Raw genomic sequence first — 13,631 nt, 5'->3', positions numbered from 1 at the left:
CTGGGCGCCCCCGGCTCAGTAACCCACGGTAAAGCGCTGGCGCGGGTGCGCGCCTTGCTCCAGCTCGTCCAGCATGGCTACCGCGTAGTCTTCGACGGAAATATGGCTCTTGCCGTCGGCATCGACCAGCAGCTGGTCCAGCCCCAGCCGGAAACGGCCGCTGCGCTCGCCCGGCGCGATCAGTGCCGACGGGCTGAGCATGCTCCAGTTCAACTCCTGCTCCTGCTGCAGCAGGCGCAATGCCTCGCGCGCCCCCAGTGCCGACTGCTTCCACTGCTCAGGAAAGTCCGGGGTATCCACCACCTGCACCCCCGGTGCCACCTCCAGGCTGCCGGCACCGCCCACCACCAGCAGGCGCTCGACGCCGGCTGCCTTGCTGGCGGCCACGATGGAGCGGATGCCATCCAGGTAGTAATCGTAGAGATTCTGCTGTGCGTGGCCGCTGAAGGCGCTGAGCACGGCATCGTGGCCCTTGAGCTGTGCCGCCAGTGCCGCGGTGTCCTGCACATCGGCCTGCAACACGGTGAGTTGCGGCTGCGGCGCCAGTTTTTCCGGATGCGCCACCAGGGCGGTTACGTGGTGGCCGCGGGCCAGTGCCTCCTTGAGCAGGCCGGAACCGATAAAGCCGCTTGCGCCGATCAATGCGATATTCATGCTGGAACTCCCATCTGGTAATTGCCGCACTGCCATCAGCACGGGCGATGGACGCAATAGTGCAACGGCGCATTGATCAGATAAACCGCCGATTCCATAATTCATTGTTACCAAGAAATTGACAGCCAGGGCATCGACAGCGATGAAACGCAATCTGCTGGACAACCTGAACGGCCTGCAAGTGTTTGCCACCGTGGCGGACAGCGGCAGCTTCACCACCACGGCCGAGCGGCTGGGCATGACCAAGGCCAATGTCAGCCTGCATATCTCGCGGCTGGAAACCCAGCTGGGCGTGCCGCTGTTCACCCGCACCACGCGGCAGGTACGGCTGACCGATGCCGGGCAGGCATTGCTGGCGCAGGCCCAGCCGGCCCTGCTGGTGCTGCGCGATGCGCTGCAGCAGGTTGGCCGCAGCGATACCGCCCTGGGCGGCACGCTGCGCCTGACCGCCCCCATCGACCATTTCATGCAGTCGCTGTCGCCGGCCGTGACCGAGTTCGCCAGCCTGCACCCGTCGCTGCAGCTGGATCTGCATACCAGCGACCAGGTGGTGGACCTGGTGGCGGAAGGCATCGATGTCGCCATCCGCCTGGGGGCGCTGCGCGACTCCTCGCTGCGCGCCGTGAGGCTGGGGGAGTTCGAGCAGCGGCTGGTGGCCTCCCCCGGCTATCTGCGCAGCCACGGCGTGCCGGACACACCGGAGCAGCTGGCCGGGCACAACTGGGTGGCATTCACCCTGATGCGCACGCCGCTGACCTGGACTTTCCACGCCGCCGATGGCGGCCTGCGCACGGTGCGCATGCAGTCCCGGCTACGGGTGGACTCCAGTACCTCGCTGCGGGCGCTGCTGCTGCAAGGGGCCGGCATTTCCGTGCTCGATCACTACAGCATCCGCCAGGATCTGGCTGCCGGCCGGCTGGTGCATCTGCTGCCGCAATGGTCGCTGCCCAAGGGCGGGCTGTACGCCGTGCTCCCGCCGGGCCGCCATACGCCGCCGGCGGCGCGCGCCTTCATCACCTTCTACCGCAGCTTCCTGGCGCGCCAGGGTGCGGCGGCCGAATCCGGCGCGGCCAGCTAGCCGGCCTGCACGATGCGGCCAACCTTTGCCGCCAGTTCCGCCAGCGCCGGCACGCTGCCGGCGCTGCGTTCGGTAATCAGGGTGTCGATGCGCTCCGGCGCGCAGAACACCACCCGGCTGCCCACGCCCAGCTTGCTGCTGTCGGCCAGCATCACCACGCGGCTGGCGTTATCCACCATCGCGCGCGCCACTGCGGCTTCCTGGTGGTCGTAGTTGCTGGCGCCGCGCGCCGCCTCCACCCCCACCGGCGAAATCAGCGCCACGTCGGCGCGGTAGCGGCCGATCTCGGCCACCGTGCCGGCACCCAGCGTGGACGGCGCACGCTCGCCCAGCGAGCCGCCCAGCACCACCACCTGGTTGCACGGCACCTCGCTGCTGGCGGCATCGCGCAGCGTCAGCGCCACGTCGAAGGAATTGGTGATCACGGTCAGACCGCCGAACCTGGCCAGCTCCTCGGCCAGGATCGCGGTGGTGGTGCCGGCATCGACGAACACGGTCTGCCCGTGCGCCAGCTCGGCCAGTGCGGCGCGGGCGATGAGGCGCTTGGCCTGCACGTTCTGCTGCGCCCGCTCGGCAATCGGCGCCTCATCCTCGATACGGATCGCGCCGCCATGGGTGCGCTTGAGCTGCCCCAGCTGCTCCATGGCCACCAGGTCGCGGCGCACCGTTTCGCGCGAAACGCCAAGCTCGGCCACGATGCGCTCGGTACTGACGCGCTGCAGGCTGTGCAGCAGGCTGCGGATGCGCTGGTAGCGCTCTTCTTGCCACATGGCAGGCTCCATTCGGAATGTCGTTGCAGGCATTGTGTCGGTCGCCAGCGGGCTGTCAAGCCAGTGCCGACGGCAAAGTGTCGCGTCGATGTTACGGCCGCGATGTGTCAATTTGTGGCATTTGTGTAATTTTGTGGAAATGATGCGCGATTATGCTCTTCAATGTATGCGTCGTGCGCCGCTTGCCGCGCCGGCCGATCACCGCCCACCACCGGGTCCTACACAGGGAGAGTCAACATGCAGCGTCGCCAGTTTCTGAATACCCTTGCCGCCGTATCCGTCAGCAGTACCGTGTTGCTCAAGGCCGGTCAGGCCCAGGCCGCCACGACCACCCAGCTCAGCGCCCCCACGCTGGACCCGGCGCGCTGGTCGCCGCTCAACGCCAAACGCCTGCAGCTGGTGCTGGACGAGCACGGCGTGAAGAGCAAGCACTACAACGCCAACAAGCGCCCGTACGCGGTGTTCGACTGGGACAACACCTGCATCATGAACGACTGCGAAGAAGCGCTGCTGATGTACCAGATCAACCATCTGCAGTACAAGCTGACGCCGGATGAGTTCGTGGAAGTCATGTGGAAGGACGTGCCCAAGGGCCCGTTCATGAAGGACTACACCACGGTGGACGGCAAGCCGGTGACGATGGACGACCTGGCTGCCGACGTGGAGGCCGATTACCGCTGGCTGCATGCCAACTACAAGGGTCTGGCCGGCAGCATGAGCCTGGAGGAGATCCAGGCCAGCGATCAGTTCAAGGATTTCCGCGCCAAGCTGTACTTCATGTACGACGCCATCTGTGACACCCATCCGCTGGAAATCGGCTACAAGTGGATCATCTACTTCTACAAGAACATGAGCACCGCCGAGCTGCAGGCCATGGCCGAGGCCTCGAACAACCACGACATCGGCGATGCGCTGCGCAAGGTGAAGTACGAAAGCCCGAAAACACTGCCAGGCAAGGCCGGCGTGGTAGCCGATACCCATTTCCACGGCATCCGCATCCATGAAGAAATCCGCGCGCTGATGAATGCGCTGCGCAGCAACGGCATCGATGTGTATGTCAGCACCGCCTCGATCGACGACGTGGTACGCGTGTTCGCCGGCCACCCCAACTACGGCTATGGCGTGCCGGCGGAGAACGTGATCGGCCTGCGCCTGGAAATGCAGGATGGCAAATACACCGATAACTACAAGGCAGGCTGGCATTTCAACTGGGGCCCGGGCAAGACCGTGGGCATCCGCAACGTGCTGGTGGCCGCCAAGGGCTACGGCCCGGTGCTGGTAGCCGGCGACAGCGACGGCGATGCCTGGATGCTGCGCGACTTCGCCGACACCTCGGTGGGCGTGATCGTGAACCGCATGAAGAAAGGCGAGATCGGCGCCGACAGCAAGTTGGCCGCAGAGCAGCTTGGCACCCCGCAGGCGCGCTTCATCCTGCAGGGCCGCGACGAGCATACCGGCCTGATGCTGCCGGACGAGAAATCGCTGAAGTACGGCAAGGCCGAGCGCAAGCTGCTGGCCTAAGCAAGCACGAGCCCCGGCTCGCCATGAACAAAGCCCTTGCGCGCTGCGCAAGGGCTTTGTCTTGTCCATACAAACGGAGCCAGCCGGCATCAACCACCGGGTTCACGCGCTCGGGTGCACATCACCCCGCCGCCGGCCCGCGGTAAAAGCGGATGGTATTCCGGCCCTCGTTCTTGGCCTGGTACATCGCGATATCGGCATGCTGCATCAGCTGGCTCTCGTCCGTGCCCTGCTCCGGGTATACCGCGCCGCCGATGCTGGAGGAAATGTCGAGCACATGCGAGCCGATCTCGAACGGCTGGCCAAGCGCCAGGCGGATCTTCTCGGCCACGTGGCCGGCATCGTCCACCCCCTGCACGCCCGACAGGATGGCCACGAACTCGTCGCCACCGATGCGGGCGATGGTGTCCGTTTCGCGCACGCATTCCAGCATTCTGCCAGCCACCGCCTGCAGCAGCCTGTCGCCCACGCCGTGGCCGTGGTTGTCGTTGACCGGCTTGAAATTGTCCAGGTCGATATACAGCAGCGCAAAATGGCCGCCATTGCGGCGCGCCAGTGCCAGCGCCTGTGACAGCCGGTCGGCGAACAGCGCCCGGTTGGGCAGGTTGGTCAGCAGGTCATGATGCGCCAGATGGTTGATCTGCTGCTCCGCTTCCTTCCTGGCGGTGATGTCCGAGAACACCGCCACCCGCCGCGTCACCTTGCCACCCTCGTCCAGAATGCTGTTCACGCTCAGGGCCACGGCCAGGGTGGCGCCGTCGCGGCGGCGTATGCCGAACTCGCCGCGCCAGGCGCCGGTTTCCCGCAGCGAGGCCCACAGTGCCTGCAGGAAATCGCTGGACTCCTGCCCGGCGCGCAGAATACTGGCATTGCTGCCGACAACCTCGAAGGCGCTGTAGCCGGTAATGGTTTCGAACGCCGGGTTGACGGCCAGGATCAGGTTGTCTTCGCTGGTCACCACAATGGCTTCGCTGCTGGTGACATACACCGAATTGGCCAGCTGCAGCTGCTGCTCCACCCGTTCGTGCTGGATGGCGATACTGAGCAGGTTGGCCGCCTGCTGCTGTTGCAGCAGGTCGGGCAAGGCATGGTTTTCCGCCGGGTTGCGGAACGACACCAGCACCCCTTCCAGCGTGGCATCACCGGAGACGATGGGCTCCGACCAGCACAGCTCCAGCCGCATCGACTGCGCCTGCGCCTGCAGGCTGCGCAGATAGCTGCTGCTGGTAATCGGCTGCTCGTGCGGCGTGCCGCGCAGCAGGGCGCTGCCGCCGCGCACCTTGTCCAGCCCGGGGTTGTCGAACCAGTTCATCGGCAGGTGGCGCCCCTGCCCGCCCGGCTGCTCGCCGGCTTCCTGGCTGAATACCATGAAGGTCAGTTCGTCGTTTTCCACTTCCAGGCTGGCGATGAGGGTCTCCAGCACATCGTGCAGCTTGCCGCCGCGGGCCAGCATCTCCATCACCGCGCTGCGCCGGGCATCCTGCGCCTGCTGGCGCTTGCGCTCGTCGATATCGGTATGGGTGCCGATCATGCGCAGCGGCCGGCCATCCGCGCTGTGGCTCACCAGGATGCCGCGCGCCAGCACCCACTTCCAGCGGCCATCGCGGGTGCGGGTGCGGAATTCATAGCTGTAGACCGGTGCCTTGCCGGCCAGGTAGTTGTCGAACGCGAGCTTGCGTACCACCTTGTCCTGCAGGTGCTGGCGGTCTGCCCAGTGGTCGATATGGGTCCATTGCGCTTCTTCACCTTCGAAGCCCAGAACCTCCATCTCCCGCTTGGTCAGGTACAGCTCGCCGGTTTGCAGGTTCCAGTCCCAGACACCGTCACCGGCGCCCTCCAGCGCAAATTTCCAGCGCTCCTCGCTGTCGCGCAGCGTGGCTTCGGCCTGCTTGCGCTCGGTAATGTCTTCCACGATGGACCAGATGTACTTCTCGCCATTGCGCCCGTTCAGCAGCAGCCCGTTCAGGCTGATCTGTACCAGGCTGCCATCCTTGCGCAGGTATTCCTTCTCGTACGGCCCGTAGCGGCCGCTACGCTGCAGCGATGCCAGCTGCGCTGCCTCGTCGGCCTCGTAGCGGCGCGGCGTCAGCGTCCAGTAGTCCAGCGCGCGCAGCTCCGCCTCCGGGTAGCCGCAGATACGCAGGAAGGCCTCGTTGAAGTCGATGAAGCGACCACCCATATCGGTAAGCGCAATGCCCAGCGGCGACAGCTGGTACAGGCCGGTCAGCTTCTCGCTGCTTTCCGACAGCTCGGCGATTTTCTCCTCCACCTGCGCCTCGACCCGGGCGGTATAGCCGGTGCCTAGCATGAGAAAGGCGCCCAGCAGGCCGGTACCCAGGATGCCGGCCGCCAGCACCAGCGGGCTCTGCCAGCCGCGGTGCTGCGCCAGATAGGCCGGGCTGGGGCTGGTTTCCAGCAGCAATACACGCTGGCCGAACGCCAGCTGCTGCTGCCAGACGATTTTGTCCGGGGAGACAAAATTATTGTGCACCACCTGCCCCGTGCCGCTGTCGGTAAGGCGGATGCACAGCTGCGCCTTGTCGTGCGGCAGCAGCTTGGCCAGGAAGTCATCGACGCGAATGGCGGTCAGCACGATGCCGTTGCCGGTATGCTCGGTGGACACCGCCTGCAGCAGCAGAAAGCCGAACGGGTGGCTGGGAGCCTGTACCAGGTGCAGCGGCGGCGTTGCCACACTGCGGCCGCTGCTGATCGCCTTGGCCACCGCCGCCGCGCGGTTGGGCGTGGACACGATGTCAAAACCCAGCGCCGGCTGGTTGCCGGCCAGCGGCTCGACGAAAGTGACCGGGTAATGTGCAGCCCGCCGCGCGGCAGGCTGCAAAACGTTGGCCGCATCCCGCTCCCGCACCTGGAAGCCGGGCACGCGCGGCCGCTGCTCGGCCTCGAACTGCGCCCGCCGCCCCCCTTCCACCCTGGGCGCCCACTCGATGGCCTGGATCATGGGAAAACGCTTCAGCGCCTGGCGGGTGAACTGGTGGAATTCTTCCGCCGTGACCCGGTCGTCGCCGGCAAACAGCCCCTTGGTCTGCTCCAGCAGCGACTCCTGCTCGTCCAGCCGCGCCTGCATGGTATCGGCCAGCCGCTGCGACTGCAGCCGGAACTCCACCAGCGACTCCGCCTGCTCCCAGTGGCTGACGTTGACATACAGGATCACCAGCAGCGTAAAGGCGAACAGCATCGGTACGGCCACGGTGCCAAAGCGCTTGCGCCACAGCGGGCGCGGCGCGCCGGCCACCACCATGGTCAGCGGTACCAGCACCAGCAGGCCCAGGGTGTCGCCGACCCACCACATGAACCAGCTCAGCGCGAAGCCGCCGGGCACCACCAGGCCCAGCAGCTGCAGGCTGCTCACCGACAGCGTGGCGCTGGTCAGGCAGATCAGCGGCGACAGCAGCTGGAAGCTCAGCACATCGCGCAGATTATCGAATGCGGCCGGGTAGCCCACCACCCGGCGCAACAGCGCACCGCCCAGCAGCGCCTGCAGCAGCGAAGCCACCGCAATCAGCAAGGCAGCGCAGCCGCCCAGCAGGCTCAGCTGATGGCTGCTGTCGTAGGCAATCCACAGATTGAGAATGAAAGAACCCAGCAGCACGCCGGGTATGGCGCGCCGCCCGATCATGAATGCAGCCGCCACCGCGATACCCGCTGGCGGGAAAATGGCGGAGGCATAGCCGGGGGGAATGGCCAGCAGCAAACCGAGCTTGCCGCAGACCACATAGGCCGCGCCGAGCAACAGCGTTGTCAGCAGCCAGTGCCGCGGCGCCTGCTTGGACGGACTTGCTACAGTCAGAGTCGGTGTCATGGCCTGTACGTTGTTATTACCCTGAATAGCACTACTCGCCACTGTTTACTTGTAAATAAAAGCCGCATTTGAAATTGCCGGCATATTACTCCCGCGCGCGCAAGGTGCGGGGCGCCAGTCTGGACATTATCGATAATTTTTCGGCGGCGAAACAGGCCATTGGGAGTAGGCGGCGAACAAGGCGCATCCCCGGGGTTACCGTACTAGATTGCACGCGGTGCCTGTCTATACTGCTTGCTTGACCGGCCCCGTGGCGGACACACCCGCCGCCAGCGGTGCCGGCGTTGGCCGCAGGCAGCCAGCACATAGCCTGCGTGCCGCACCACCAACCGGAGATTCGATCATGGCTCTGCGCATCAACGATACCGTTCCCGATTTCACCGCCGACACCGACCAGGGCAGCATCAGTTTTCACGACTGGATAGGCAGTGGCTGGGCGATCCTGTTTTCCCACCCCAAGGACTTTACCCCGGTGTGCACCACCGAATTCGGCGCCGTTGCCAGGCTGGCGGATGAATGGGCCAGTCGCAATACCAAGGTGATAGGCGTATCGGTGGACGATGCCGACGCGCACCGCAAATGGAAGCTCGACATCGAAAGCTACGGCGGCAGCAAGGCCGGCTTCCCCATCATTGCCGACCATGGCCTGGCGGTTTCCAAGGCCTTCGACATGCTGCCGGCCGAGGCCTACCTGCCGGATGGCCGCACCGCCGCCGACACCGCCACCGTGCGCTCGGTGTTCATCATCGGCCCGGACAAGAAGCTCAAGCTGTCGATGACCTACCCGATGTCGGTAGGCCGCAACTTTGCCGAAGTGCTGCGCGCGCTGGACGCCCTGCAGCTGACCTACAACGTGCCGCTGGCCACGCCGGCCAACTGGACGGTGGGCGAGGATGTCATCGTGGCACTGGCGCTCAACGATGATCAGGCCCGCGAGAAATACGGCAGCCTCGACATCAAGCTGCCCTACCTGCGCACCACGCCGATGCCGCGCAAGTAAGCAGCAACACGGGGTCGGCCACTCGGTCGGCCCCACCTTCCCCGCCGGGCGCCAGCCGGCACATGGCCACAATCAGCTCCCGCACCCCGGGCAGGACGGGGCATAGGCCCGCTATCGAACCTGCTTATCGCCTGTAGGCATTTGCACAGCCCGATTAAAGTCGCAAACAAGCCCCCTTGTCCCGCCTAGCTCTCCTCGCAATGGATACAGCTAAAGTCGTAAACAAGCCAGCTTCACAGGCCAAGTTCGCCCGCTAAGCGTCAATTAAAGTCGAAAACACAAGGCACGGTTCTGCCCTACCAACAGGATGGCATCAGCTTCCTCTGATTGATGCTTTACATGATGCTTTCGATCTACCACTCATGCAGCTTGATCGGCAGCAGGTCGGCCGAAGCAGACAGTCACTGAAATTGGTGACTACGTCTGCTGCCGCCCCAAAGGCGACAGTCGCCGCTTTGAAAAGCGGACGATTAACGCCCTTGTTAGGCTGCGGCGCGTAGAGATTATTGCCAACATGACAATTCTTTTTGCCAGTTTGGTTCAACATAAGTGTTCATGGCACTTATTGATGACTCACAAATACTTTCTAGTAGGTTTGCATTTTGGTTGTTGCTAAAGTCGAAAGGTAAGGCATAAGCAATTTGCTTCATGGACAATGATAGTTCGCTCTCAGAGTCTATTTCTTGGACGATTTGGGGGTATGTTTTAGAAACTAACTGCCTTACTTCCGAAACTTTTCCTATGTTTAATTTGTGATAGTGCAGACAGAAAGACAACTGATGCCATGCACCCATTACCAATGCACCGCCATTTCTGCATTGCATTTCTTTTCCCAAATCCTGTCCAGTCGTTGCAGTAGAAAAAAGAAAAGCAATCAAAATGATAACAGGCTTAACCATTGCAACCTCTAACGTAAAATAGACGGCGTTACAGCTGCATAACACTGTCAGGGCGCCGTATATCCTGGATAGCACAGCAGCTAGGAAGCCTTACCGATACAGGCGATAAGAAGATTCCAGGCAATATCTACGAGAATATATGGCAGTCATACGTGGCGCAGCCAATGGCCCAGAGATTATGCCATTCACACTTCGACGGTAATCCTGTGAGCATCTCTTGCCTACGGCTGCTTTGAAGCAATTTCCCCGACGTCCGCTTGTGGCCGTCAGCTGCCATGCTAGCACAATAGCATGGCAGCGTACTTCGGCTGAGTAGAATGCGTTTGGCTTGCGCCAGGTATCGACCCCAAGCTGTCGTTCTCCGTTATGACCAGGAAACGGCAGCTTTGAAGCATGATGCCGCCGTTGTCGCGGGCGATATGCCACTGTTGCCGGGCGCATAGGTATCTTTCTGCAACGCAATGCAGCCGTTACCAAGTGGCAGAACAAGGTGGTGGGGAGCCTTTACTGTACGCTCGGCGTACTTCTTGCCAGGCAGCAACGATAAAAATCCCCCTCATCCCCGCAGGACGGCGATCCTTCGCATGCCAGATGAAAAATGACTGTTTATATGTTGGCAGAGGCCAAAAGAGTATCTAGTAAACGAGGGGCGATTCAATCATTCCAAATCGTTTTCGATGAGAATTTTATCGTAAGTACCATTCGCCTTGATGATAGCTAGTCCCTTATTGAACGCATCAACGATGGCTTGGTGCCGAGGGTTCTTCAAGCCGCTAGTGACATGCAACTCCTGAATGGACAAGGGATTCTGCGTAAATTCGATCAGTTGTTGTAGCTCTGGGGCATCATGCTTAATGATCGAGCGAACTACAATCTCGTCCTCCAGAGTCAGGTCAATTCTGCCGAGGAGCAGCTTCTTAATGTTTTGCATGACAGTCGCGACCTCGGGACGGGTGAAGTTGGTAGCCTTGAGAAAGGCATCGCCATAGCCATATCCCCGAACGATACCTACCGTCTTTCCGTTCAGGCTTTCCAAACCCCTGTACTCGAATGGATCACCTTTACGCTTGATGAACTTGATTTCCGATTTGAGATACGGTGCGCTGTACAGCAAGAACGCTGTTCGCTCTTGTGTCCACCATGCATTTGGCAAGATATCGTATTCGCCATCTTTTACGGCATTGATCGCGCGGGCCCAGGGTACGAAGTGCATCTCGATGTCGTAGCCTTGAGTGGCATACGCAGCTCGGACAATTTGCAAGGAAATCCCTTGCTTTGGCTGCGTAGCATCTACGAAAGGCGGGTACGGATCGGCAACTGCCGTGATTGTTCCGGACCAGGCAGGAATAGAGAGCAGCATCCCTAGCAACAAGATAAGTATGTGCCCCATACACTTTCCTCCTCCATTGAAGGGACCCTGCTACAGGCAGTTGGTTCTGATTCGCCTTAGCCTCGTAGCCACTGCCCCATGGCTGGTGAACACCGCACAGCAGCCGATTAATGTATCCGGCCCAAATAGTCACTTTGGCCGAGGGTTTGCAAGGGGGTGGTAGGTCGGTCACAGCAGACCTTGGGGCAGTGGTCAGACCCTGATGCGATGTGCCAGTCGTCTTCTATTCAGCCGTTGATGGCAGAAAAAACCGCTTGCCACTTCCCGAATGGCCGGACTCGGCCCTAAGCAAACACTCCCTCCATCGAGGCAACGTCCGCTCTTGCCCTCGAAGCGGACAGCTACAGTTTTAATGTTTGTGCCTGTGATGAGAGTCAGGGAAATGCGGGTGGGCATGCGTCAGCACATCGTGCCGATGCCGATGACGGTGCTTGGTGCCTGGTGCGACCGGATAGTCATGGTCATGTTGGTGATGCTCATCATGCACATGCTCGTGCTCATGTTCCAACGCTTCGTGTGTGTGTTCATGTTCGTGGCGTTCGGTGAGGTGCAGCCAGATGCCGAGCGCCATCAAACCACCTGCAAGCAACAAGGGCAGCGTGATCGACTCCCCCATGGCCAACGCCAGCAGTGCTCCGAAGAACGGCGCGACAGAGAAGTAGGCCCCGGTGCGGGCAGTGCCGAGGTGGCGCAGCGCGACCACGAACAGCGCCAGGCTCACACCATAGGCAAGGAAGCCAACGAGCATGGCCCCGCCGAGGTTCGGTAGCGGCGGCAGAGAAGCCCCCCACATTAACGCCAGGGCCAGATTGACCGAGCCGGCCGCCAGCCCTTTTACCGAGGCGATCCAGGTTGCATCCGTCAGGGAGACTTTACGCGTCAGATTGTTGTCGATCCCCCAGGCGAAGCACGCGCCAACAACCGCCAGTGCCGGCCACATGCCAGCGAAGCGCGCCTCTCCCGGCCAACTCAGGATCAGAGCCCCGGCCACAATGGCCACCATCCCCAACGCAATGCGGTGGTCGAAGTTTTCCTTGAAGGCGAACCAGGCCAGCAGCGCGGTGAACACGCCCTCGGCATTGAGCAGCAGCGATGCCCCGGAAGCAGGCATCCCGGTCAGACCCAGCATGAGTAACACCGGCCCGATGACACCGCCCGATACGATGGCCCCGATAAACCATGGGGCTTCATGACGCGGCAAATGGACGGCAGCTGCTCGCATCAGGCGACGGTACAGTGTCAGGCCAACGCCAGAGCCCAGATAGAGCAGCCCGGCCAGCAACCATGGGTTCACGTTGTGCAGCAGCAGCTTGGCAAACGGCGTGCCTGCGCCGAATAACAGCGCTGCGCCCAGCGCTGCCGGCACGCCAGTCTGGCGTAGTCCTTCTTTCCAATTCATGACGATTTCTCACTTGCCTGGTAGTTGCCCTGTTATGGGGTAGCCGCGCCGGACGGTCGCCCGCTACAGGTATTTGGTGATCTCTTTGAACTCGCGCAGGGTAGCGTCCGCGCTTTGCTGGCCCTCGCGCACCGCATGTTCCAGGCAGTGCTCGATATGGTCATGCACCAGGATTTTCTTGGCATTGGTGACGGCACTTTCGACGGCCTGAAGCTGCTGGGCGATGTCCAGGCAGCTACGCCCTTCTTCGAGCATGGCAATGATGCTCTTGAGGTGGCCATCGGCGCGCTTGAGCCGCTTGATGATGTCGGGGTGAGAGGTATGTGTACTCATGGCTTAATATCCTATCCAGGGGGATAGGAAAAAACAAGAAAGCAGAGGTCAGACCGCGAAGGCGTTTTTGGTACTACAGGTGACCAGGCTTGTTTCGGCCTCCAGTCCGGTCACAGGCAAATGCATCAACCTGTCGCAAGACTGCTAGGGCCGAATTGCACGCGTTGGCTGCCCGGCAGGTACAGGAGCACCACTCGACTGCAAGCGCCATTTATCTTGATGTACCGACAGGATGGTTTGCGTTAGCGGCGCAATATCGAGTTGCCAATAGGCTTGGTTGGGGGCTCGCAGCACATGCAGGATGACTGCTTTGATTACACTGGCGTGGGTGATGATCAGCGTATGTCCAGGTGCCCAGCCATAGTGCTCGAGCCATTGGCTGATCCGCTCGATTGCACTGTTTAAGGACTCCCCGCCGTGTGAATCCAGTTTCGGGTCGGATAACCACGAGGCAATCTCAAGCGGCTCCGATACAGCGACCTCCTTGAGTGAAAGCCCAGCCCAGCGCCCGTAGTTCACTTCGCGTAAAGCGGGCTCAATCGTGGGCACGAGTCCCAATGCCCTGGCCGTGTGCTGAGCACAGCGCGCCGGGCTGCACAGTACCTGGTCTGAGCGGCTGAAGACATGGGCCAAGCCTGCAATGCTTTCGGCTTGTTCGAGATCCAGTGGCTCATCCGCCGGAAACCGCCCGGCACGCAGGGCCGAGGTCGCCGGCAGGCACAGCAAGGTAATGCGCGTCGTCATTCTGTTACCACTCTTTCAATCGC

11 protein-coding genes are annotated in these 13,631 nt (G+C 61.9%); 3 read left to right on the top strand and 8 right to left on the bottom strand.

The annotated features are described in order from the left end of the window. Window positions 1–15: 15 nt before the first annotated feature. Window positions 16–654, bottom strand: coding sequence for an NAD(P)-dependent oxidoreductase (locus tag PSELUDRAFT_RS09905; protein WP_088966688.1), 639 nt, complete (start codon window positions 652–654; stop codon window positions 16–18). 142 nt (window positions 655–796) lie between these two features. Here PSELUDRAFT_RS09905 and PSELUDRAFT_RS09900 point away from each other — a divergent pair, with 142 nt between their 5' ends. Continuing rightward, a complete protein-coding gene (locus tag PSELUDRAFT_RS09900; protein ID WP_088966687.1) occupies window positions 797–1,732 on the top strand; it encodes a LysR family transcriptional regulator in 936 nt (311 codons plus the stop codon). Here PSELUDRAFT_RS09900 and PSELUDRAFT_RS09895 read toward each other — a convergent pair. After that, window positions 1,729–2,502: a DeoR/GlpR family DNA-binding transcription regulator gene (locus PSELUDRAFT_RS09895; RefSeq protein WP_088966686.1), complete on the bottom strand. Its 774-nt coding sequence runs from the start codon at window positions 2,500–2,502 to the stop codon at window positions 1,729–1,731. The two genes, PSELUDRAFT_RS09900 and PSELUDRAFT_RS09895, sit on opposite strands and share 4 nt — an antisense overlap. Before the next feature lie 237 nt (window positions 2,503–2,739). Between PSELUDRAFT_RS09895 and PSELUDRAFT_RS09890 the strand changes: the two genes are divergently transcribed. Beyond that, window positions 2,740–4,023 carry an HAD family hydrolase gene (locus tag PSELUDRAFT_RS09890; protein ID WP_088966685.1) on the top strand — a complete coding sequence of 428 codons (1,284 nt, stop codon included), beginning with the start codon at window positions 2,740–2,742 and terminating at the stop codon, window positions 4,021–4,023. A gap of 121 nt (window positions 4,024–4,144) precedes the next feature. Here PSELUDRAFT_RS09890 and PSELUDRAFT_RS09885 read toward each other — a convergent pair whose 3' ends face one another. Continuing rightward, on the bottom strand, window positions 4,145–7,843 hold the full coding sequence (locus PSELUDRAFT_RS09885) for a PAS domain S-box protein (protein WP_088966684.1): 3,699 nt from the start codon (window positions 7,841–7,843) through the stop codon (window positions 4,145–4,147). A gap of 343 nt (window positions 7,844–8,186) precedes the next feature. On the opposite strand from PSELUDRAFT_RS09885, the gene PSELUDRAFT_RS09880 reads away from it, so the two are divergent. Then, window positions 8,187–8,843 carry a peroxiredoxin gene (locus PSELUDRAFT_RS09880; protein WP_088966683.1) on the top strand — a complete coding sequence of 219 codons (657 nt, stop codon included), beginning with the start codon at window positions 8,187–8,189 and terminating at the stop codon, window positions 8,841–8,843. A 503-nt stretch (window positions 8,844–9,346) separates the two neighbouring features. On the opposite strand, the gene PSELUDRAFT_RS19350 is transcribed toward PSELUDRAFT_RS09880, so the two are convergent. The 5 genes from PSELUDRAFT_RS19350 to PSELUDRAFT_RS09860 all read right to left on the bottom strand — a co-directional run bounded on the left by PSELUDRAFT_RS19350 (window position 9,347) and on the right by PSELUDRAFT_RS09860 (window position 13,608). Further along, entirely contained in the window at window positions 9,347–9,742 is a 396-nt protein-coding gene (locus PSELUDRAFT_RS19350; RefSeq protein WP_157725077.1) for a hypothetical protein, read from the bottom strand. A gap of 658 nt (window positions 9,743–10,400) precedes the next feature. Continuing rightward, window positions 10,401–11,132: an ABC transporter substrate-binding protein gene (locus tag PSELUDRAFT_RS09875; protein ID WP_088966682.1), complete on the bottom strand. Its 732-nt coding sequence runs from the start codon at window positions 11,130–11,132 to the stop codon at window positions 10,401–10,403. A gap of 349 nt (window positions 11,133–11,481) precedes the next feature. Next, window positions 11,482–12,531: a DMT family transporter gene (locus tag PSELUDRAFT_RS09870; protein WP_088966681.1), complete on the bottom strand. Its 1,050-nt coding sequence runs from the start codon at window positions 12,529–12,531 to the stop codon at window positions 11,482–11,484. A 63-nt stretch (window positions 12,532–12,594) separates the two neighbouring features. Next, entirely contained in the window at window positions 12,595–12,864 is a 270-nt protein-coding gene (locus PSELUDRAFT_RS09865) for a metal-sensing transcriptional repressor (protein WP_088966680.1), read from the bottom strand. Window positions 12,865–13,008: 144 nt separating this feature from the next. Next, window positions 13,009–13,608, bottom strand: a complete 600-nt coding sequence (locus PSELUDRAFT_RS09860; RefSeq protein WP_088966679.1) for a histidine phosphatase family protein — start codon at window positions 13,606–13,608, stop codon at window positions 13,009–13,011. Window positions 13,609–13,631 lie beyond the last annotated feature (23 nt).

The sequence above is a fragment of the Vogesella sp. LIG4 genome (assembly GCF_900090205.1).
Lineage (GTDB): Bacteria > Pseudomonadota > Gammaproteobacteria > Burkholderiales > Chromobacteriaceae > Vogesella.
Note: the sequence above shows the minus strand (reverse complement) of the source record. Positions and strands in the feature narration are given on the sequence as shown.